Annotated in this window: 17 protein-coding genes; 12 read left to right on the forward strand and 5 right to left on the reverse strand. The window is 71.7% G+C overall.

What is annotated here, in order from left to right:
* Positions 1-22: 22 nt before the first annotated feature.
* Both ID804_RS02225 and sufU read left to right on the forward strand, forming a co-directional pair.
* On the forward strand, positions 23-1,330 hold the full coding sequence (locus ID804_RS02225) for a SufS family cysteine desulfurase (protein ID WP_169077317.1): 1,308 nt from the start codon (positions 23-25) through the stop codon (positions 1,328-1,330).
* Positions 1,327-1,791 (forward strand): Fe-S cluster assembly sulfur transfer protein SufU, encoded by a 465-nt coding sequence (gene sufU / locus ID804_RS02230; protein WP_169077318.1) that lies wholly within the window; start codon positions 1,327-1,329, stop codon positions 1,789-1,791. Before ID804_RS02225 ends, sufU begins: the two co-directional genes overlap by 4 nt.
* Here the strand turns inward: sufU and ID804_RS02235 are convergent.
* Positions 1,788-2,258 carry a nitroreductase family deazaflavin-dependent oxidoreductase gene (locus ID804_RS02235; RefSeq protein ID WP_169077319.1) on the reverse strand — a complete coding sequence of 157 codons (471 nt, stop codon included), beginning with the start codon at positions 2,256-2,258 and terminating at the stop codon, positions 1,788-1,790. The genes sufU and ID804_RS02235 overlap by 4 nt on opposite strands.
* A gap of 143 nt (positions 2,259-2,401) precedes the next feature.
* On the opposite strand from ID804_RS02235, the gene ID804_RS02240 reads away from it, so the two are divergent.
* Genes ID804_RS02240 through ID804_RS02250 form a run of 3 tightly spaced genes read left to right on the forward strand, consistent with a single transcriptional unit; the run spans position 2,402 to position 5,062 of the window.
* Positions 2,402-2,752: a hypothetical protein gene (locus tag ID804_RS02240; RefSeq protein ID WP_169077320.1), complete on the forward strand. Its 351-nt coding sequence runs from the start codon at positions 2,402-2,404 to the stop codon at positions 2,750-2,752.
* 17 nt (positions 2,753-2,769) lie between these two features.
* Positions 2,770-3,561, forward strand: a complete 792-nt coding sequence (locus ID804_RS02245) for an alpha/beta fold hydrolase (RefSeq protein ID WP_169077321.1) — start codon at positions 2,770-2,772, stop codon at positions 3,559-3,561.
* Between the two features lie 46 nt (positions 3,562-3,607).
* Positions 3,608-5,062, forward strand: a complete 1,455-nt coding sequence (locus ID804_RS02250) for an AAA family ATPase (RefSeq protein WP_169077322.1) — start codon at positions 3,608-3,610, stop codon at positions 5,060-5,062.
* Here the strand turns inward: ID804_RS02250 and ID804_RS02255 are convergent.
* A complete protein-coding gene (locus ID804_RS02255) occupies positions 5,052-6,104 on the reverse strand; it encodes a DUF4349 domain-containing protein (protein WP_169077323.1) in 1,053 nt (350 codons plus the stop codon). The two genes, ID804_RS02250 and ID804_RS02255, sit on opposite strands and share 11 nt — an antisense overlap.
* Before the next feature lie 304 nt (positions 6,105-6,408).
* Between ID804_RS02255 and ID804_RS02260 the strand changes: the two genes are divergently transcribed.
* From ID804_RS02260 to ID804_RS02270, 3 genes are all read left to right on the forward strand, one after another.
* Positions 6,409-7,395, forward strand: a complete 987-nt coding sequence (locus ID804_RS02260; protein ID WP_169077324.1) for an aldo/keto reductase — start codon at positions 6,409-6,411, stop codon at positions 7,393-7,395.
* Positions 7,392-8,741 (forward strand): MFS transporter, encoded by a 1,350-nt coding sequence (locus ID804_RS02265; RefSeq protein WP_169077325.1) that lies wholly within the window; start codon positions 7,392-7,394, stop codon positions 8,739-8,741. Before ID804_RS02260 ends, ID804_RS02265 begins: the two co-directional genes overlap by 4 nt.
* Before the next feature lie 71 nt (positions 8,742-8,812).
* Entirely contained in the window at positions 8,813-9,622 is an 810-nt protein-coding gene (locus ID804_RS02270; RefSeq protein WP_169077326.1) for a siderophore-interacting protein, read from the forward strand.
* Positions 9,623-9,747: 125 nt separating this feature from the next.
* On the opposite strand, the gene ID804_RS02275 is transcribed toward ID804_RS02270, so the two are convergent.
* On the reverse strand, positions 9,748-10,596 hold the full coding sequence (locus tag ID804_RS02275) for an aldo/keto reductase (protein ID WP_169077327.1): 849 nt from the start codon (positions 10,594-10,596) through the stop codon (positions 9,748-9,750).
* 90 nt (positions 10,597-10,686) lie between these two features.
* On the opposite strand from ID804_RS02275, the gene ID804_RS02280 reads away from it, so the two are divergent.
* Positions 10,687-11,274, forward strand: coding sequence for an NADPH-dependent FMN reductase (locus ID804_RS02280; RefSeq protein ID WP_169077328.1), 588 nt, complete (start codon positions 10,687-10,689; stop codon positions 11,272-11,274).
* 98 nt (positions 11,275-11,372) lie between these two features.
* On the opposite strand, the gene ID804_RS02285 is transcribed toward ID804_RS02280, so the two are convergent.
* A complete protein-coding gene (locus tag ID804_RS02285) occupies positions 11,373-12,581 on the reverse strand; it encodes an MFS transporter (protein ID WP_169077329.1) in 1,209 nt (402 codons plus the stop codon).
* 342 nt (positions 12,582-12,923) lie between these two features.
* Between ID804_RS02285 and ID804_RS02290 the strand changes: the two genes are divergently transcribed.
* From ID804_RS02290 to ID804_RS02300, 3 genes are all read left to right on the forward strand, one after another.
* Entirely contained in the window at positions 12,924-15,401 is a 2,478-nt protein-coding gene (locus tag ID804_RS02290) for a ribonucleoside-diphosphate reductase subunit alpha (RefSeq protein WP_169077330.1), read from the forward strand.
* Positions 15,402-15,404: 3 nt separating this feature from the next.
* On the forward strand, positions 15,405-15,497 hold the full coding sequence (locus tag ID804_RS02295; RefSeq protein WP_169077331.1) for a ribonucleotide-diphosphate reductase subunit beta: 93 nt from the start codon (positions 15,405-15,407) through the stop codon (positions 15,495-15,497).
* Between the two features lie 72 nt (positions 15,498-15,569).
* Positions 15,570-16,553, forward strand: a complete 984-nt coding sequence (locus ID804_RS02300; protein WP_169077332.1) for a ribonucleotide-diphosphate reductase subunit beta — start codon at positions 15,570-15,572, stop codon at positions 16,551-16,553.
* 51 nt (positions 16,554-16,604) lie between these two features.
* On the opposite strand, the gene hrpA is transcribed toward ID804_RS02300, so the two are convergent.
* Positions 16,605-20,543: an ATP-dependent RNA helicase HrpA gene (gene hrpA, locus ID804_RS02305; RefSeq protein ID WP_169077333.1), complete on the reverse strand. Its 3,939-nt coding sequence runs from the start codon at positions 20,541-20,543 to the stop codon at positions 16,605-16,607.
* Positions 20,544-20,798 lie beyond the last annotated feature (255 nt).

Genomic DNA, 20,798 nt, shown 5'->3' on the forward strand with positions numbered 1-20,798 from the left:
CGCGACCGCCTACCCTGGAGGAGTGACCGCCGCGCCCCTCACCTCCGCCGAGATCGAGGCGATCCGCGCGCAGTTCCCGATCCTGCGTCGCGAGGTCAACGGGCATCCGCTGACCTACCTCGATTCGGCGGCGACCGCGCAGAAGCCCGGCGTCGTGATCGACGCCGAGAGCGCCTTCCTGCGCACCGCGAACGCCGCCGTCAATCGCGGCGCGCACACCCTCGCCGGCGAGGCGACCGAGGCGTACGAGGATGCCCGCGGCACCGTCGCGCGCTTCCTCGGCGTCGCCGAGAACGAGGTGGTCTTCACGAGCCACGCCACCGAGGCGCTCAACCTCATCGCCTCCTCGCTCGGCACGGCGAGCCTCGGCCGCGGAGCCGGGTCGCACGCCGACGCCGCACCGCTCGCGCTGCGCGAGGGCGACGAGATCGTCGTCACCGAGCTCGAGCACCACGCCAACCTCATCCCGTGGCAGGAGCTCGCCGCGCGCACCGGCGCCACGCTGCGGTACGTGCCCGTGCTCGACGACGGATCGCTCGACCTCGAGGCGGCCGCGCGCATCATCGGCGAGCGCACGCGGCTGCTCGCCGTCACCCACGTCTCGAACGTCACCGGCGCCATCACGCCGCTCGACGCACTCGTGCCGCTCGCCCGCGCCGTCGGCGCCCTCGTCGTGCTCGACGCGTGCCAGTCCGCGCCGCACCTGCCGCTGAGGCCCCGCGAGCTCGACGTCGACCTCGCCGTGTTCAGCGGTCACAAGCTCTACGGCCCCACCGGCATCGGCGTGCTCTACGGCCGCGCCGAGCTGCTCGACGCGATGCCGCCTTTCCTCTACGGCGGGTCGATGATCACGACCGTGACGATGGAGCGCGCCGAGTACCTGCCCGCACCGCAGCGTTTCGAGCCCGGCTCGCCCCGGCTGTCGCAGGCGGTCGGCCTCGCCGCGGCCATCCGCTTCCTCGAGGGCGTCGGCCTCGACCGCATCGCCGCGACCGAGCACGAGCTCGCCGCCCACCTGCTCGGCGGGCTCGCGAGCGTGCCGGGCGTGCGCGTGCTCGGCGGCGTCGACCCCGCGGGCCGCGTGGCGCTCGCCTCGATCGTCGTCGACGGCGTGCACGCGCACGACGCCGGCCAGGTGCTCGACGAGGTCGGCATCGCGGCGCGCGTCGGCCACCACTGCGCGCAGCCCCTGCACCGCCGACTCGGCGCGACGGCCAGCCTGCGGCTCAGCGCGGGCGTGCACACGACGGTCGCCGAGCTCGACCGGGCGATCGAGGCCGTGGCGAGCATCCGCCCGTTCTTCGGGCTCGACGGAGGGGCGGCATCGTGAGCGGGCTCGAGCAGCTGTACCAGCAGATCATCCTCGACCACTCGAAGCACCCGCACGGCGTCGGGCTCGAGCCGGGCGAGGTCACGAGCCACCAGCGCAACCCCGTCTGCGGCGACGAGGTCACGCTCGCGCTGCGGTGGGATGCCGCGGGCGAGCGCGTGACGGAGGTCGCGTGGGAGGGCAGCGGCTGCTCGATCTCGCAGGCGAGCGCCTCGCTGCTGGCGACCCTCGCCGAGGAGAGCGCCGCCGAGGGCGAGGCGTGGCGGCCGGAGGAGCTGCGGGCGCTCATCGACGAGTTCCGCGAGGCGCTGCGCTCGCGCGGGTCGATCGCGCTCGACGAGGAGCGCTTCGGCGACGCGGCCGCGCTCAGCGGGGTGTCGAGGTTCGTCGCGCGCGTGAAGTGCGCGATGCTCGCGTGGGTCGCGGCGGAGGATCTGCTGTCGCGCCGCGCGGGGGTCTAACCCTCGGCGCCTGCCGTCGCCTCAGCGCCCTCGACCGGCTCGAGCAGCCACAGCGGGATGAGCCGCTCCGTCTTCTGCTGGTAGTTCGCGTAGTCGGGCCAGACCTCGCACGCGCGCTGCCACCAGACCTCGCGCTCGGGACCCTCGGGCAGCTCGCGGGCGCGGTAGTCGCGCTTGTCGGCGAGGTCCTGCAGCTCGCACAGCGGGTGCGCGACGAGGTTGTGGTGCCACGCCGGATGCTCGGGGGCGCCGCCCTTCGAGGCGACGCACACGTAGCGGCCCTCGTGCTCGACGCGCATGAGCGCGGTCTTGCGCAGCTTGCCGCTCGCCGCGCCGAGCGTCGTCAGCACGATGATGGGGCGGCCGCGCAGGTCGTTGCCCTCGGCGCCGTTCGTGCGCTCGTAGAGCTCGGCCTGCTCGCGGGCCCAGGCAGACGTGCTCGGTGCGTACTCTCCGGTCAGCGGCATGAGGCAACGGTAGCCCGCGCCGGCGACGTCGCAGCTGCGTTTGGCGTGTCGCGGTCGGGCGGCGTATCGTCAACGTTCGAACACACGTTCGAATCCTGTCGAGTCGCGCGGGCCGGAGCGCACGAGCCGTTGAGGAGGCTGCCGTGCCGGCGCTCGCCCACTCCCTCTCCGCATCCGTCGCGACCCCGACGCCGACGCCCCCGGCTGACGCCTCGGCGGCGCCCGCGGTCGTCTGGGCCGATGCGGAGGGTCGCCCCATCCGCCTGGTCTGGCAGGGCGCGCGCTGGCGCGTCACCGACCGCCCGACCGTCATCACCGAGCCCGTCGCCTGGTGGCGTCGTCTCGACCCGGATGCCCTGGCCCTCGACCTGGCGCCGCGCCAGTGCACCGGCTGGCGCCTGCAGGCCACGAGTGACGACGGCCGCACGTGCGTGCTCGACCTGCGCGACGGGGGTGATGCGAGCCGGTGGTTCGTGGTGAAGGTCTACGAGTAGGCGGCCATAATCGGCACATGGTGCGATGGCGGCGACGGGATGCTCCGCTCCTGACCGTCACGCGCGACACCGGCACCGGCCCGACCGTCGTGATGATCCACGGCATCGCCTCGTCGTCGGTGACTTTCCACCACCTCGTGCCGCTGCTCGAGGCTGACCACCGGTGTATCACCCTCGACATCCTCGGCTTCGGCGCCTCGGTCGCGCCGGAGGGTGCGACCTACACCCTCGAGGAGCACGCCGAGGCGCTCGCCGCCACGCTCACGCACCTGCGCCTGCGCGGCCCCGTCACGCTCGTCGGTCACTCGCTCGGCGCCCTCATCGCGGCGCGCTACGCCGCGACGAGACCCCGTGGGCTCGAGCGCCTCGTGCTCGTCGGCTCGCCGATCTACCTGCCGCCGGCCACCATCGGCGACCCCGTCGACCGCGCGAGCATGGGCGCCTACTTCACCGTTTACGAGTTCCTGCGGCAGAACCCGACCTTCACGCGCCGCACCGCGGCGGCGCTCGCCGCGATCGCGCCCATCCGCGGCGTGCTCGACCTCACCGAGACCAACTGGGTGCCGTTCATGCTCTCGCTGCAGAACGCGATCGAGTCGCAGACGACGCTCGCCGACCTCGCCCGCGTGCGCGTGCCGATCGACCTCGTCTACGGCGCGCTCGACCCCTTCCTCGCCCCGGGCGGCATCGCGATCGTCGAGCAGCTTCGGCACGTGCGCGCGCACCGCGTGCAGGGGGTCGCGCACATCATCCGGCCGCGGCTCGCGCAGGCGGTGGCGCGCGTCATCGCGGAGCCGCCGACCGACTGAGCGCCGCATCCTGCACGAGCGACCCTCCCAGGCTTAGAGTCGAGGGATGATCGATGACGACGACGTCGCGGCGCGTGACGCAGAGTTCGCCGCCCTCTTCCGCCGCTTCCTCACCGACGTCGTGCATCGCGCCGACGCCGGCCCGTCCGCGCTGACGGCGCTCGGCGAACTCGTGTCCCAGCATCTGGGGGTGGATGCTCGCACGCTCGCCGTCGTCGAAGATAGCATCCCGGCTCACCGACTGGCCGACCTCGACGCGGCGTTCGACGCGATCGCGGGCCCCGACGATCGCATCGTCGGCGTCTCGGGCGGGCAGCAGAAGCGCTTCGCTTCGCTCGTGGAGATGATTGCCGGCGGGGGCATGCCGTTCGGGGAGGCTCCCGTCGACTACGTCAGCGTCGACGTCGGGCCCGGCGAGCAGCGCAGCGTCGTCGGCTTCGGGCTGCGCCTCATGACCGTCGACGGCGAGCCCGTCGTCGCCCTGCAGCGCGCGGCTGATCCGCAACACGGCCGCGTGCTCGCGAGCGTCGAGCTGCTCGCTCGCGACCGCGGTCGCGCGGCGTCGCTGCTCGCCGCACTGCGCACCGCCATGAACGAGCACAGCGTGCTCCGCGGCAAGGTGCTGACCTTCTCGCAGAGCGCGTTCGACTACGGCACCGGCGCGATCGGCTTCTTGCCCCGGCCGGAGGTGCCCGCTGAGAGCGTCGTGCTGCCCGAGGGCGCACTCGCGCGCGTGCGCGAGCACATCGTCGGCATCCGCGAGCACGCGCCGAGGCTCCGCGCGGCCGGAGCCCACCTCAAGCGGGGCGCGCTGCTGTACGGCCCGCCCGGCACCGGCAAGACCCTCACCGTCAACCACCTCGTCTCTCGCGCGGAGGGCGTCACCACGGTGCTGCTGACGGGGGCGTCCATCCGATTCATCACGGAGGCCGCCCAGCTCGCTCGGGCGATGAGCCCGAGCCTCGTCGTGCTGGAGGACGTCGACCTCATCGCGCACGAGCGAGACCTGCACGGATCACCGCAGCCACTGCTGTTCTCCGTGCTCGACGCGCTCGACGGGCTCGACGGCGACGCGGACGTCGCCTTCGTGATGACCACGAACCGGGTCGAGCTGCTGGAACGCGCGCTCGTCGAGCGACCTGGCCGCGTCGATCTCGCCGTCGAGATCCCGCTGCCTGACGCGGATGCTCGTCGCCGGCTGTTCGCGATCTACGCCGGCGGTGCACCCTTCAGTGACGCCGCGGTGGCGGAGGCGGCCGACCGCTGTGAGGGCGTCACCGGCTCGTTTGCGAAGGAGCTCGTGCGGCGAGCACTGCTGCGAGCGGCGACGGCGGGCGAGGCCCCCAGCGACGAGCACCTTCGCCAGGCGACCGACGAGCTGCTCGACGATCGCGAGGTGCTCACCCGGCGGCTCGTCGGCGGCACGGACGGCGTCGAGGCGTCGCCGTGGGAGGACGACGGCCCGACGGGCTACGGCTCCACCGTCAGCTTCAGCGGCTGACCTCAGGCGTCGGGACGGGCGTCGTGGGCGCGGCCCCGCCCGCGACCTCGGTCGCCGCGTCACGCGCCGCGCGCCGCCGGCGCCGCGCCCGCAGCACGAGCAGCACGACGAGGGCGAGCAGCCCGAGCGGCAGCAGCCACGGCAGCAGCACGCCGAGGGCGACGAGTGCGCCGCCGAGGAAGGCGAGCAGGGCATCCCACCCCGTGGCGAGGCCGGTCAGGAAGGAGTTGGGCTCGTCGACGGGCGCGACCTCCTGCGATCCGAGCGTGAGGGTGATCGTCGAGAGCGAGACCTGGTCGGCGTAATAGCGCTGCTGCGCCTCGAGGCTCTCCAGCTCGGCCTGGCGGTCGCTGATCGCCGATTCGAGGGCGAGCAGGTCGTCGAGGTCGGCGGCCTGCGACTGAAGCGCGAGCAGTCGCTCGACCGAGGCGCGCAGCGCCGAGATGCGCGCCTCGAGGTCGCGCACGGCGACGGTGACGTCGTCGGTCGAGAGCACGAGCTCCTCCGGCTCGCCGAGTGCCTCGAGGTCGTCGATGACGCCCGAGAGGCGTTCGCTGGGGATGCGCAGCTCGAGTACGGCGCCACCGCCGGGGAAGCTGCCGAGGTACTGCCCGTTCTCGTCGTAGATCGCCGGAGCCCCGCTGTCTCCGTCGCCGCTGGCGCGGCCCGACGCGGCGTATTCGCGACGCCCGTCGACGCGCCCGCCCGCGCGCTCGACGATGCGGGTCGCCTCGTCGGCCGCGGCGAGCGGCTCGTCGACGGTCACGTAGAGGCTGCCGGTGACGATGCGCTCGCGGTCGCCGCCCTGCTCGCCGAGGTCGCCGTCGCCTCCGCTTCCGCCGCCCTCGCCGTCGGGCGCGCCTGGGTCGACGACGCTCGGCGCCTCGCCGCCGCCCGTGAACCAGCCGGAGTCGGTCGACTCGTTTCGCGCAGCGCCGCACCCGGCGAGCAGCGGCGCGGCCACGAGAAGGCCGACGACGAGCGCGAGGGCCGCCCGCGTCGGTCGCGCGGGGCGGTGCGGGGCGGGGCTTCGGCGCCTCATGGGGCTCACGGTAGACCCGGGCGAACGAGCCTCACCAGGCTCGAGCGCACGGTGCAATGCGATCGTGACCTGGGCATCCGCCGACAGGGCTCTGAGCGTCGACCTCGAAGCCCGCGGCCGTGCGGGAGGGCGGGCTACTGTCGCCACCACAGACCAGCGCGCTCAGGGGTGGACGCGAGGGTCGAGGGGGCCGAGCGATCGGCCCCCTCGCTGTTTCTGCGGCAGGCCCCACGGCGTCGGCCGGGCGGCCAGCGCATGCGAGCAGCGGTCGTCGAGCATCCGTCGCCCTGCCTAGGCTGATGGCATGCGTACGTCGATCCTGGGTCGCACCGGTGCGACCGTCTCCTCCCTCGGTCTCGGAACCTGGCAGCTCGGTGCCGACTGGGGTGACGTAAGCGAGACGGATGCCCGGGCCGTGCTCGACGCCGCCACCGAGAGCGGCGTCACGATCTTCGACACCGCCGATGTGTACGGCGACGGTCGCAGCGAGCAGCTCATCGGTCGCTACCTGCGCGACCGCCCCGAGCTCGACGTGTTCGTCGCCACGAAGATGGGCCGACGCCTGCCGCAGAAGCCCGAGAACTACAGCGCCGAGAACTTCGAGGCGTGGACCACCCGCAGCCTGCAGAACCTCGGCGTCGACACCCTCGACCTCGTGCAGCTGCACTGCCCGCCGACCGCCGTGTACGGCATCGACCGCGTCTTCGACGACCTCGACGCGCTCGTCGAGCGGGGGCGGATGCGGCACTACGGCGTGAGCGTCGAGCGCGTCGACGAGGCCCTCGCCGCGATCGCGCGGCCGAACGTGGCGAGCGTGCAGATCATCGTCAACGCGTTCCGGCTCAAGCCGCTCGACGAGGTGCTGCCCGCCGCGCAGGCTGCCGGCGTCGGCATCATCGCGCGCGTGCCGCTCGCCTCGGGCCTGCTGAGCGGTCGGTACACGCGCGAGACGACCTTCGCCGAGAACGACCACCGCACCTACAACCGGCACGGCGAGGCCTTCGACGTGGGCGAGACCTTCTCGGGCGTCGACTACGAGGCCGGCGTCGAGGCCGCGCAGCGCTTCGCCGCCCTCGCCGAGGCGCACGGGCTCGCGCCGTCGACGGCGGCGCTCGCGTGGCTCGCGCAGCTGCCCGGCGTCTCGACCGTCATCCCGGGCGCGCGCAGCCCCGAGCAGGCGCGCGCGAACGCCGCAGCCGGTGAGGTCGCCGACCTGCCGGCGAGCTTCCACGAGGGCGTCGTGGCGATCTACGACGAGTTCTTCCGCGCCGCCATCCACGAGCGCTGGTGAGCGGCGCCGCCGCGCCGGGCGCGGCCGGCACGGGCGGGGCTGGCGCGCGCCGCGGCCTCGGCCGCACCTTCGGCACCGTCTTCACCGCGAACCTCGCCTCGAGCCTCGGCGACGGCATCGCCCGCACGGTCTCGCCGCTGCTGGCGGCGCGGCTCACCGACGACGCCGTGCTCATCGCCGGCATTGCGGCCGTCGCGATGCTGCCGTGGCTGTTCTTCGCGCTGCCGGCGGGCATCCTCGTCGATCGCATGGATCGGCGGCAGGCGCTCGCCCTCGCGGCCGGCGTGCGCACCGCCCTCGCCGTGGGGCTGGTCGTGCTCGTCGCGACCGACGCGCTCACGATCTGGTGGCTCTACCTCGTGATCTTCGTCTACGGCGCGTGCGAGACCCTCTACGACGGCGCGATCAGGGCCGTCGTGCCGAGCATCGTGCCGAAGTCGCGGCTGCCGCGCGCCAACGCCCGCATCGAGGGCGCGGAGCTCGTGGTGCAGAACTTCGCCGCCGCGCCGCTCACCTCGGTGCTCTTCGCCGTCGCCGTGCTCATCCCGGTCGGCGGGCTCGTCGGCGCGTTCGGGCTCGCGGCGCTGCTCGCGGCGTTCCTGCCGGCGGCCGCGTCGGGGCGGCAGTTCCACGCACCCGAGGGCGAGCCGCGCGAGCCCTTCCGTCGCCAGCTGGCCGACGGCTGGCGCTTCATCATCGGCAACCGGATGCTCCGCACGCTGTGGTTCTTCTCCATCGGCACGGCCATCCTGTTCTCGGCGGCCTCGGCGACGCTCGTGCTGTTCGTGCTCGACGAGCTCGCCGTGCCGGAGGCCGCCTTCGGTGCCTTCCTGCTCTCCGGCGCCATCGGCGGGCTGCTCGGCTCGGTCGTCGCCGCGCGCCTGCAGGCGAGGTTCGGCCTCGGCCGGGTGATGGCGGCGGCGAACCTCGTGTGCGGCGTGACGACGGTGCTCATCGGGGTCTGGGCGCAGCCGATCTGGGCGGTCGTGATGTTCGCGCTCGGCTCGGGCGCCGTCACGATCTGGAACATTCTGATGATGTCGTTCCGTCAGGCGATCATCCCGGGCCGACTGCTCGGCCGCGTGCACGGCACGTGGCGCACGCTGCTGTGGGGCTCGATGCCGCTCGGGTCGCTGCTCGGCGGCGGCCTGGCCCTGTTCGGCCTCAGCGTGCCGTGGCTCGTCGGCGGTGCCGGCCTCACGGTGCTCGCCCTCGTGTTCTACAGATTCCTGACGACGCTGCCCGACCCGGAGACGATCGACAACGGCGACGAGCCGCCCGCCGAGACCGGCGCGGTGAGCACGCTGCCACCGGGGGAGCCGCCGGGGGTGCCGGCCGTCGACTGAGCGCGGCGGTGGCGTGGCGGTGCCGTGGCACCGTGGCGTCGCCGCGTCGCGAGCGGTGCCAGCATGGGAGGGTGCCCTTCGACCTGACCCGTCACCCCTTCCCGCCCCGGTTCCGCAGCCTGCGCCTCGCCGCCCGCACCGAGCTCGTGCCCGGCTTCGTGCGCGTGCGCCTGCAGGCCGACGGCCCCCTCGACGGCTTCACCTCGCCGGGCGCGGGCGACCACCTGCGGGTCTTCGTGCCTGAGGCCCCCGCGTGGGCGAGCGTCGCGGTCGACGAGGCCGGGCATCCGACCGGGGAGTCGCGTACCGAGACGATCGTCGCGTTCGACGCGGAGGCGGGCTGGGTCGATCTCGACATCCTCGTGCACCCGGCCGACGACGCCGGCGACGCGGGGCGCATCGGTCCGTGGGCCGCGAGCGCCCCGCTCGGGTCGCCCGTCGTGCTGGCCGACCCGAAGGGCTCGGTCGTGCTCACCGGCACCCCGGCCGCGTTCGTCATCGTCGGCGACGCCTCGGCGATCCCCGCGATCCGTCGCTATCTGCGGATGCTCGCCGCGAGCCCCCGCGGACTCGTGGTGCTCGAGACCGCGTTCGACCCCGCGTCGCTCGACCTCGACCTGGGCCCGGGCATCGAGCTGCGCGTGCAAGCACCCGACCCCGCGCATCCGTCGTCGTCGCTCGTCGCCGAGCTCGCATCCCTCGCAGCGGAGCAGCCGCCCGCCGGCGCCGACCCCGCCCGCCCCGACCTCGGGCCCGACGTCTTCGTCTTCGCGTGCGCCGAGCAGTCGGTCGTCGCACCGGCGCGGGCGCTGCTCGCCGCGTGGGGCATCGCCCCCGAGCGCGCCGTCGCGAAGGGCTACTGGAAGCGCCGCGCGGCCTAGCCCGCGCGCGCCGCTCGCCGCGCGCGCCGAGCCAAGCCCGCACCCACTGCGGTTCGCGGCACACCGCACGCCCTGTTCCGTGGTGTGTGCCGCGAACGGTGGTGTGTGCGACGCGGCGCCCCGCCTCAGTCGAGGTCGTCGGGGTGCTTCCCGGTGCGCTCGCCCGTCTCGAGCTCGTCGATCGCCGCGAGGTCGTCGGCGTCGAGCGCGAAGTCGAACAGCGCCGCGTTCTCCTCCACCCGCGCGAGCGACGTCGACTTCGGAATCACGACGAGCCCCTGCTGCACGTGCCACCGCAGCACGATCTGCGCGGGCGTGCGGCCGTGCTTCTGCGCGATGGCCGCGAGCACTGAGGCGTCGCGCGAGCCCGGCTCGAGCATCCGGCCGCGGGCGAGGGGGCTCCAGCTCTCGGTGACGATGCCGTGCTCGGCGTCGAAGGCCCGCACCGCGCGCTGCGGCAGGTGCGGGTGCAGCTCGACCTGGTTGACGACGGGCACGACCCCGGTCTCGTCGATGAGCCGCTGCACGTGGTGCGGCTCGAAGTTGCTGACGCCGATCGAGCGCACGCGCCCCTCGTCGCGCAGCGCGATCATGGCGCGCCACGCGTCGACGAAGCGGTTCTGCCGCGGCGCCGGCCAGTGGATGAGGTACAGGTCGAGCACGTCGAGCCCGAGCTCGCGCATCGTGTCGTCGAAGGCGCGGCGCGTCTCGTCGAGGCCGTGCGCGTCGTTCCACACCTTGCTCGTGACGAGCACCTCGTCGCGCGGCAGCCCGCTGCGCCGCAGGCCCTCGCCGACCTCGCGCTCGTTGCGGTACAGCGCGGCCGTGTCGACGTGCCGGTAGCCGAGCCGCAGGGCGCCGTCGACGAGGTCGACGGTCTGCGCGGCGGGCACCTTGTACACGCCGAGTCCCAGCTGGGGGATGCTCGTGCCGTCGTGCAGCGGAATGCGGGGGCCGATCGCGCCAGAGCTCATCGCTCCAGTATCTCGACATCGCCGGTGGGCCCGGTGGCAGTTCCCTCCACGCCCGGAATGTCCCCAGCATCCATGCGGTTGCATCGACTCATGACGCGAATCATGATCATCGTCGGCAGCACGCGCCCCGGCCGGGTCGGCCTCTCGGTCGCCGAGTGGGTGCGCGATCGCATGCACGAGACCCTGGAGCAGGACGCGACCGCGGAGGCGCCCGCCGCATCCCTCGACTTCGTCGACCTCGCCGAGCTCAACCTGCCGCTGCTCGACGAGCCGCATCACCCCGCCAAGAAGCAGTACACGAAGCCGCACACGGTCGCGTGGAGCGAGCGCGTCTCCGCCGCCGACGCCGTCGTGCTCGTGTCGCCGGAGTACAACCACTCGTATGCGCCGTCGCTGAAGAACGCCATCGACTTCCTCTTTACCGAGTGGGCGCACAAGCCCGTCGGCATCGTCAGCTACGGCGGCGGCTCGTCGGGCACGCGCGGCGCCGCTGCGCTCGCCCCGGTGCTCGGCAGCGTCGGCATGGTGAAGGTCGCTGCGAACCCGGAGATCGGCATGATTGGCTCGAAGATGGTCGACGGCGTCTTCCAGGGCGACGAGAAGCTCGCCGGCACGGTCGCGGCGATGACGCGCATGCTCGTGCAGACCGCGGAGGCGCTGCGTCCGCTGCGCGGCTGACCACGACGGATGCCCGGGGCGCGTCGCCGACGCCGCCCCGGGCATCCGCGTGATCGGCCCGCGATCGCGGCGCACGCTCGCGCGCGGCACCGCACCCCTCAGCTCACGGGCAGACGCACCGGCTCGGTGTCGGGCAGCGGGCTCGCGTCGCGGCCGCGCAGGTCGGGGTGCGCGCGCTTGAAGGCGACGGCGATGAGCGTGCCGGCGAGGGCGAAGCCGGCGCCCGCTGCGAAGCCGCCGGTCGCGCCGAAGCCGTCGATGAGGAACCCGGCGACGGCCGAACCGAGCGCGGCGCCGATGAGCTGGCCCGTGCCGACCCAGCCGTACGCCTCCGCGGTGTCGCTGAACTTCACGCTCGCCGAGACGATCGCGAACATCACGGCCAGGGCGGGGGCGATGCCCGCGCCAGCGATGAGCAGCGTGATCGCGAGGCCCCAGAAGTCGAGGAAGAACATCGCCGCCGCACCGCCGACGAACACGACGGCCATGCGCCGAGCGAGCGCCCAGGGCCCGATCGGCACGTGGCCGAAGGCGAGCCCGCCGATGAGCGAGCCGACGGCCCAGATGGCGAGCACGACGCCGGCCTCGGCGCCCTCCTCGCCGAAGTTCGCCACGACGCTCGCCTCGATCGCGGCGCACGAGGCGACGAGCAGGAACCCGACGACGGTCGACAGCAGCACGGGCGGGCGCTTGAGCACGACGCCGAAGGCGCGCTTCGAGCGGGGGATGCGCACCCGACCGAGCTCGGGCGAGGCAAGGAACCACAGGCCGCCGCCGACGAGGAAGGCGCCCGCGAGCACGATCGCCGCGATGGTCGAGACCTGCGTGGCGACGAAGGTCGTGATGACGGGGCCGGCGATCCAGATGATCTCCTGCGCGGAGGCGTCGACCGCGAACAGAGGCGTCAGCTGCTTCGAGGTGACCATCTTCGGGTAGATGGTGCGCACCGCCGGCTGGATTGGCGGGTAGGCGAGACCGCCGACGAGCCCCACGAGCATGTACGCCCACAGCGGCAGCGTCACGAAAGCGATCGTCGCCATGCTCGCGGCGCACACCGCCATCGTCAGGGCGATGACCGGGCGCATGCCCCACACGCCCATCCAGCGGCTCGTGAGCGGGCCGGCGACGGCCTGCCCGACACTCGTCGCGGCGAGCACGAGACCGGCGGCGCCGTAGGAGTCGAAGACGCCCTCGATGTGCAGCAGGTAGGCGAGCGAGAGCATGCCGCTGGGGAACCGCGCGGTGAGCTGCGCGGCGATGATGCGGGCGACCCCCCGGGTTCTCAACAGGTCGCCGTAGCCGCTCACGAGAGCCCACTCTAGGGGAGGCCTCCGACGCCGCGCGAAGGGGCCGCGAGGGCCGGAATTCCGGGCCGCGGGCATCCGTCATCGGGGTGTCGGAGGTGGCCTGCAGACTGTGGAGAAGACCGCGAACTTATACACAGCTGTGGATGACACGCCCACTAGATGTGGTGGGTACTGAATGTCAGTGCCCCGATATATAGTGGCCAAGCCGCCGCACCGGAGCCACCGGAGACGACCCCCGAATGAGGGTCGCGGCCCTCCTGGGGGGCCTGGTACAGCGGCCAGGCAGCACAGCCATCGACCACCGCGAGCCGCGCCGATGAGGGCGCGAAGAGGAGAGAGCACGTGAGCAGCATCACGGTCGTCAAGCGCGACGGAACCCGCGAGCCCTACGACGCCAACAAGATCAACCTGGCGATCGAGCACGCGGCCGAGGGCCTCGACCCGAACATCACGTGGGTCACCCAGATCGCGAGCGAGCTCGAGCTCACGCTCTTCGACGGCATCACCACCCAGCAGCTCGACGAGGCCGTCATCCAGGTCGCGCTGCAGAACATCAAGGATGACCCGGCGTTCGACACCGTCGCCGCTCGTCTGCTGCTCAAGACCATCTACAAGCGCGTGCTCGGCGACTACTCCTCGGCCGACGAGCTCAAACGCCTGCACCGCGAGCACTTCGCGGCGTACATCCACCGCGGCGTCAACGAGGTGCTGCTCGACTCGCGGTTCCCGCAGCTGTTCGACCTCGACCGCCTCGCCGCCGCCCTCGAGCCCGCCAACGACGAGCTGCTGAAGTACATCGGCGTCGTCACGCTCAACAACCGCTACGGCATCAAGGCCCGCAACGGCGAGCCGCTGGAGGTTCCGCAGTACTTCTGGATGCGCGTGGCCATGGGCCTGTCGCTCAACGAGGCCGACCCCACCACGCACGCGATCGCCTTCTACGAGAAGATGTCGCGCCTGGAGTACCTCGCCGCCGGCTCGACGCTCGTCAACGCCGGCACGAGCTACCCGCAGCTGTCGAACTGCTTCGTCATGGAGATGCAGGACGACATCGAGCACATCGCCAAGAGCGTGCGCGACGTCATGTGGCTCACGAAGGGCACCGGCGGCATCGGCCTCTCGGTCACGAAGCTGCGCGCCCAGGGCTCGCCCATCCGCTCGAACAACACGACCTCGACCGGGCCGATCCCGTTCATGCACACGATCGACTCGGTGCTGCGCGCGGTCAGCCGCGGCGGCAAGAAGTTCGGCGCCCTGTGCTTCTACATGGAGAACTGGCACATGGACTTCCCGGAGTTCCTGGACCTGCGCCAGAACTCGGGCGACCCGTACCGCCGCACCCGCACCGCCAACACCGCCGTGTGGATCAGCGACGAGTTCATGAAGCGCGTGCAGAACGACGACGACTGGTACCTCTTCGACCCGCTCGAGGTGAGCGACCTCAACGAGCTCTACGGCAAGGAATTCTCGAAGCGCTACGCCGAGTACATTCAGATGGCCGAGCGCGGCGAGATCCGCATGTTCAAGAAGATCGGCGCGCGCGAGCAGTTCAAGCAGATCCTCATCTCGCTGCAGTCCACCAGCCACCCGTGGCTGACGTGGAAGGACACGATCAACAACCGCGCCATCAACAACAACACCGGCACGATCCACCTCTCGAACCTCTGCACCGAGATCTGCCTGCCGCAGGACCGCGACAACATCTCCGTCTGCAACCTGGCCTCGATCAACCTCTCGCGCCACATCGAGAACGGCGTCGTCGACTTCGCGAAGATCGAGCAGAGCGCCCGCCTGGCGGTTCGCCAGCTCGACAACCTCATCGACATCACCGTCTCGAGCGTCGACGAGGCTGACTTCGCCAACCAGCAGAACCGCGCCATCGGCCTCGGCGTCATGGGCTTCACCGACATCGTCGAGAAGCTCGGCTTCTCGTACGACTCGGAGGAGGCCTTCGCGCTCATCGACGAGATCATGGAGCACGTCTCGTACGCGGCGATCGACGAGTCGACCGAGCTCGCGAAGGAGCGCGGCTCGTACGCGAACTTCGCCGGCAGCCGCTGGTCGCAGGGCCTCGTGCCGCTCGACACCATCGACCTCACCGAGGCCGACCGCGGCGTCGAGGTGCAGGTCAACCGCACGAGCCGCCTCGACTGGGATGCCCTGCGCGAGAAGGTCAAGGGCGGCATGCGCAACGCCACCCTCATGGCGATCGCGCCGACCGCCTCGATCGGCCTCGTCGCGGGCACGACCCCGGGTCTCGACCCGCAGTTCTCGCAGATCTTCAGCCGGTCGACGAGCTCGGGCAAGTTCCTCGAGGTGAACCGCAACCTCGTCGCGATCCTGCAGGAGCGCGGCCTGTGGGAGCGCGTGCGCGAGGACATCCTGCGCAGCCAGGGCGACATCCAGGGCATCGCGGCGATCCCGGACGAGATCAAGGCCACCTACAAGACGAGCTTCCAGCTCTCGCCCTACGCCTTCCTCGAGGTCGCGGCCCGCGCCCAGAAGTGGATCGACCAGGCCATCAGCCGCAACATGTACCTCGAGACGCGCGACGTCGACGAGATGGTCGACATCTACTCGTCGGCCTGGAAGAAGGGCGTCAAGACGACCTACTACCTGCACATGAAGCCGCGCCACACGGCCGAGCAGTCGACGGTCAAGGTCAACAAGGCCGAGACGATCGCCGCCGGTTCGGGTGCGCCCAAGAAGGGCTTCGGCGCTGCCGGCGGCGCCTCGGCCCCCGCGGCCGAGCCCGCCGCGGCCGCCGCTCCCGCGCGGAAGGGCTTCGGCTTCGGCGGCGTCGCGAAGGCGGGTGAGTAAGCGATGGACCCCTTCGAGACGACGACCGAGACGGTCGGCGGCTACGTCGTGCCGACCGACCCGATGGACGACCTGCACTGCGAGAGCTGCCAGTAGCCCCGGCTGCGATCCGCGCTCGACACTCCACCCCGAACCTTTCCCGCCTCAGAACAGAAAGACACGACAGCAATGGGAATTCTCGGCACCGGCATCCAGGAGGGCCTGCTCCTCAAGCCCGTCACCTACAAGTGGGCGATGGATCTCTACGACCAGGCCGTGGCGAACACCTGGTTCCCCAACGAGGTGCAGCTCGGTGAGGACATCGCCGACTTCAAGAAGATGACCGACGAGGAGCGCCACGCGATCACGTTCCTCATGAGCTACTTCAACCCGAACGAGCTGCTCGTCAACAAGGCGCTCGCGTTCGGCGTCTACCCCTACGTCAAGGCCCCCGAGGCGCACCTCTACCTCGCGAAGCAGATGTGGGAGGAGGCCAACCACTGCATGAGCTTCGAGTACGTGCTCGAGACCTTCCCGATCGACCGCGCGGCCGCGTACGACAGCCACGTCGACGTGCCGTCGATGGCGCGCAAGGAGGAGTTCGAGGTGAAGTTCATCCGCCGCATGACGGAAGACACCCTCGACATCACCACGACCGAGGGCAAGCAGGACTTCATCCGCAACCTCGTGGCGTACAACGTCATCCTCGAGGGCATCTGGTTCTACTCGGGCTTCATGGTCGCGCTGTCGTTCCGCCAGCGGAACCTGCTGCGCAACTTCGGCTCGCTCGTCGACTGGATCGTGCGCGACGAGTCGCTACACCTGAAGTTCGGCATCAACCTGATCCTCACGGTGCTGGAGGAGAACCCGGACCTGCAGACGCCGGAGTTCGCCGCCGAGATCAAGCAGATGATCCTCGACGCCGTCGAGATGGAGGAGCAGTACAACCGCGACCTCCTGCCCAACGGCATCCTCGGCCTCAACGCCAACTACATCAACCAGTACGTCAAGTACCTGGCCGACCGTCGCCTGGAGGAGCTCGGCTTCGAGCCCGAGTACAACGTGACCAACCCGGCGAAGTGGATGGCGACGGCCAACGACACCCTGCAGCTCGTCAACTTCTTCGAGTCGACGAACACCTCCTACGAGGTCAACGCGAAGACCTCGGCGTAGTCCTCCGCTTCACAGCACCTCGCGGGCTGAGCGGACCCTTCCGGGTCTCGCTCAGCCCGCGAGTGCTTTGCGGATGCGCTGTACCGAGATCGGCCCGTGCGCGCCGAGCGGCTGGGCGAAGAGCGAGATGCGCAGCTCCTCGAGCATCCAGCGGGCGGTGACGAGGTCGGGGCGGGCCTCGGGCGGCAGGGGCAGCGAGCCGCCGGCGCGCGTGAAGAGGGTCACCGCCTCCTGCAGCTCGGTTATGCGCTGGCGGTCGCGGCCGACGTCGTCGGCGAGCCGCTCGACGCGGTGCGTGATGCCGCGCACGTAGACGACGAGGCGCGGCAGCCGCTCGAGCCCGGTGCGCGAGAGGAAGCCGTCGAAGACGAGCTGGTTGAGATGCTCGCGCGCGTCGGCGAGCGGCGCCATGAGCGACAGCGACGACGCACGACCGATCGCGACGTCGGCCTCGCGGGCGGCGGCGAGCACGGATGCGCAGGTCGCCACGATCCGGAACAGCCGGTCGGGCAGGCCGGCGTTGACGCGATCGCGGAGGGCCTCGAACGAGGTGCGATCCCAGGGGATGCCGGCCCCGGCATCCAGCTCGCTCTCGACGACGGCGCGCAGCGCGTCGTCGATGAGCGCCGCCGTCGACCGGTACGGCGAGGCGGCGAGGGTGAGCTTCTCGGTGTGCGTCAGGTGCTCCTGCACGTACGACAGCGGTGACGGCACCCCGAGCTGCACGAGCCGGCGCACGCCCCCGCGGTGCGCGCGACGCTGGTCGTCGGCGGTCGCGAAGAGCTTCAGGGCGACGCTCGACCCCTCGTCGACGAGCGCCGGGTAGGCGCGGATCGTCGTCTCGCCGCGACGCGAGTCGAGCGACTGCGGCAGGGTGCCGCCCTGCCCGATCGTGTCGTCCCACGCGGTGATGCCGCCGCGCTCGAGCGGGCTGCGCGTGGCGGCCGTCGCGACGCGGGCGACGGAGTCGCGCGTGCGCTCGCGCAGCTTCGCCTGCAGCTCGCCGAGGTCGGTGCCGCGGGCGAGGCGCGAGCCGCGCTCGTCGACGACCGCGTAGCCCATGCGCAGGTGCGGCGGCAGGCGGTCGAGATCGAAGTCGCTCGGCTCGACGGGCGTGAACGTCTGCCGTCGGATCTCGCGGGCGAGGAACTCGGTGATCGACAGCTCGCGCAGGTCGGCGCCCTCGGGCACCGCGGCGAGCAGCTTCGCCGCCCAGTCGCCGGCCGGCACGACGTTGCGCCGGATCGCCTTCGGCAGCGTCTTGAGCAGCGCCGTCACAAGCTCGAGGCGCAGCCCCGGCACGAGCCAGTCGAAGCCCGCGGTGTCGAGGCGCGGCAGCAGCGGCAGGGGCACGGTGACGGTCACCCCGTCGTCGGGGGCTCCGGGCTCGAAGCGGTAGCCGACGCTCAGGGTCTGCTCGCCGAGCGTGAGCCTCGTCGGGTAGGCGTCGTCGTCGACCGCGACCTCGTCGGCCTCGACGAGGTCGTCGCGCGTGAAGGTGAGCAGATTGGGATGCTCGCGCCGGGCATCCCGCCACCACCGCTCGAAGCGGCGCACGTCGGTGACCTCGGCGGGGATCACAGCATCGAAGAAGTCGACGATGCGCTCATCGTCGAGCAGGATGTCGCGGCGGCGCGTACGCTCTTCCAGCTGCTCGAGCTCGCGGCGGGTGCGCTGGTTGTCGCGCACGAAGGCGGTGAGGCGCTTGTCGATGCGGCTCGTGTCCCACTCGCCCTGCACGAGCGCGTGCCGGATGAACAGCTCGCGCGCCTGCGCGGGGTCGATGCGGGCGAGCTGAGCACGGCGGCGCGGGATGATCGGCACCCCGTACAGCGTCACCTTCTCGTCGACGACCGCGGCGCCCTGCCGCTTCTCCCACCGCGGCGCGCTGTACTGGCGCTTGGCGAGGTCGCCCGCGATCGGCTCGGCCCACGCGGGGTCAATCGCGGCGACCGTGCGGGCGAAGAGGCGGCTGGTCTCGACGAGCTCGGCGGCCATGACGGCGGCCGGCTGTTTCTTCGCTAGGCCCGAGCCCGGGAACAGCATGAACCGTCGCTGCCGTGCACCGAGATAGTCGCGCTTCTCAACGTCGCGCAGGCCCAGATGGCTGAGAAGGCCCGCGAGCAGCGAGCGGTGGATGGCGTCGCCGTCGGCGCCGCTCTCGGCCGGGCGGCGCGCCTCCTCCTTGGTGAGCAGCTTCAGCCGCTGGCCCTCGCGCACGAGCTGCCGGTAGACGTCCTGCCACTCGCGAATGCGCAGGTAGTTGAGGAACTCGGCCCGCACCTCCTTGCGGAACTGGTTGCCGCTGAGCTCAGCCTGGCGCTGCTGGAGGTGGTTCCACAGGTTGAGCAGGCTGAGGAAGTCGCTGCCGGGGTCGCGGAAGCGGTTGTGCAACGCATCGGCCTGCTCGCGCTTCTCGGCCGGCCGCTCCCGCGGATCCTGGATGCTGAGCCCGGCGACGATCGCCATGACCTCGCGCACGACGCCGTGCCGCTTCGCCTCGAGCACCATGCGGCCGTAGCGGGGGTCGAGCGGCAGCTGGGCGAGGTCGCGGCCGATCCTGGTGATGCGGTGCTCGCCGCCGGCGAGCACGACCGCGCCGAGCTCGAGCAGCAGGTCGAGGCCGTCTTTGACGCCGCGCTTGTCGGGCGGCTGCAGGAACGGGAAGCGCTCGATGTCGCCGAGCCCGAGCGAGATCATCTGCAGGATGACCGCGGCGAGGTTGGTGCGCAGGATCTCGGGGTCGGTGTACTCGGGTCGTTTCGTGTAGTCGAGCTCCGAGTAGAGGCGAATGGCGATGCCGTCGCTCGTGCGGCCGGAGCGCCCCGACCGCTGATTGGCGCTCGCCTGCGAGATCGGCTCGATCGGCAGGCGCTGCACCTTCGCTCGCGCCGAGTAGCGCGAAATGCGCGCCGTGCCGGTGTCGACGACGTAGCGGATGCCCGGCACGGTGAGGCTCGTCTCGGCGACGTTGGTCGCCAGCACGATGCGGCGACGGATGCCCGCGGGGGCCCGCTCGAATACCCGGTGCTGCTCGGCCGCACTGAGCCGACCGTAGAGCGGCAGCACCTCTGTCGCGGAGCCGCGGGCGCCCTGCCGCTGGAGGTGGCCGCGCAGGGCATCCGCCGCGTCGCGGATCTCGTTCTCGCCGCTGAAGAACACGAGCACGTCGCCGTCGCCCTCGCGGGCGAGCTCGTCGACCGCGGCGATGACGCCGTCGATCATGTCGATGGCCTCGCCGGGGGTGCTGGGGCCGTCGTCGTCGCTGTCGGGATCGGTGAGGTTGTCGGTGTCAGCGTCGTCGGGAACCAGCGGCCGGTAGCGGATCTCGACCGGGTAGGTGCGCCCGCTGACCTCGATGATCGGCGCCGGGGTGCCGTCGGCTGCGGCGAAGTGCGCGGCGAAGCTCTCGGGGTCGATCGTCGCGCTCGTGATGATGACTTTGAGGTCGGGGCGGCGGGGGAGGAGCTGCTTGAGGTAGCCGAGCAGGAAGTCGATGGTGAGGCTGCGCTCGTGGGCCTCGTCGATGATGATCGCGTCGTAGGCGTCGAGCTCGCGATCGCCGCGGAGGGCGGCGAGCAGGATGCCGTCGGTCATGAGGGTGACGCGGGTCGCCGCGCCGACCTGGTCGGTGAAGCGCACCTTGTAGCCGACGAGCCCGCCCAGCTCGGTGCCGAGCTCGTCGGCGACGCGCTCGGCGATCGTGCGGGCGGCGATGCGGCGCGGCTGCGTGTGGGCGATGCGCTCTCGGCCCAGCTCGAGCAGGATCTTCGGCAGCTGCGTCGTCTTGCCCGACCCGGTCTCGCCCGCGACGATGACGACCTGGTTCTCGCGGATGGCCGTGGCGATGTCGTCGCGCCGCTGGCTGACCGGCAGGTCCTCCGGGTAGGTGATGCGCAGGGGAGCGGCGCTCGCCGAGGTCGTGCCCGGGCGAGCCGTCGCCCACGCCGCCGACGAGTCGGCCGGCGGGGTCTCGGGCTGCGCAGTCATGAGCCCTCCAGTCTACGTTTCAGCGCCGGGGCTCGGCGCTCGCGTGACGGGCCCTGGCCGTCTGAGCCGGCTCGTGCCGGACGAGCCTGCGCACCACATCGTGCGTCGCCGATCTGGCGCCTTGTAGAACTCCGGAGGGGGCGAGCCGAGTTCGCCCCATCCGGACTTCTGCAAGTCGCGCGACTGGCAGGCGGCACTCCAGACTCGTGATCTGTATACGCTCCATCCAGACAAGACCGAGAATCTGGCGCTCCA

This window comes from Microcella alkalica, from assembly GCF_014595885.1.
In the GTDB taxonomy this organism is placed as follows: Bacteria; Actinomycetota; Actinomycetes; order Actinomycetales; family Microbacteriaceae; genus Microcella; species Microcella alkaliphila_B.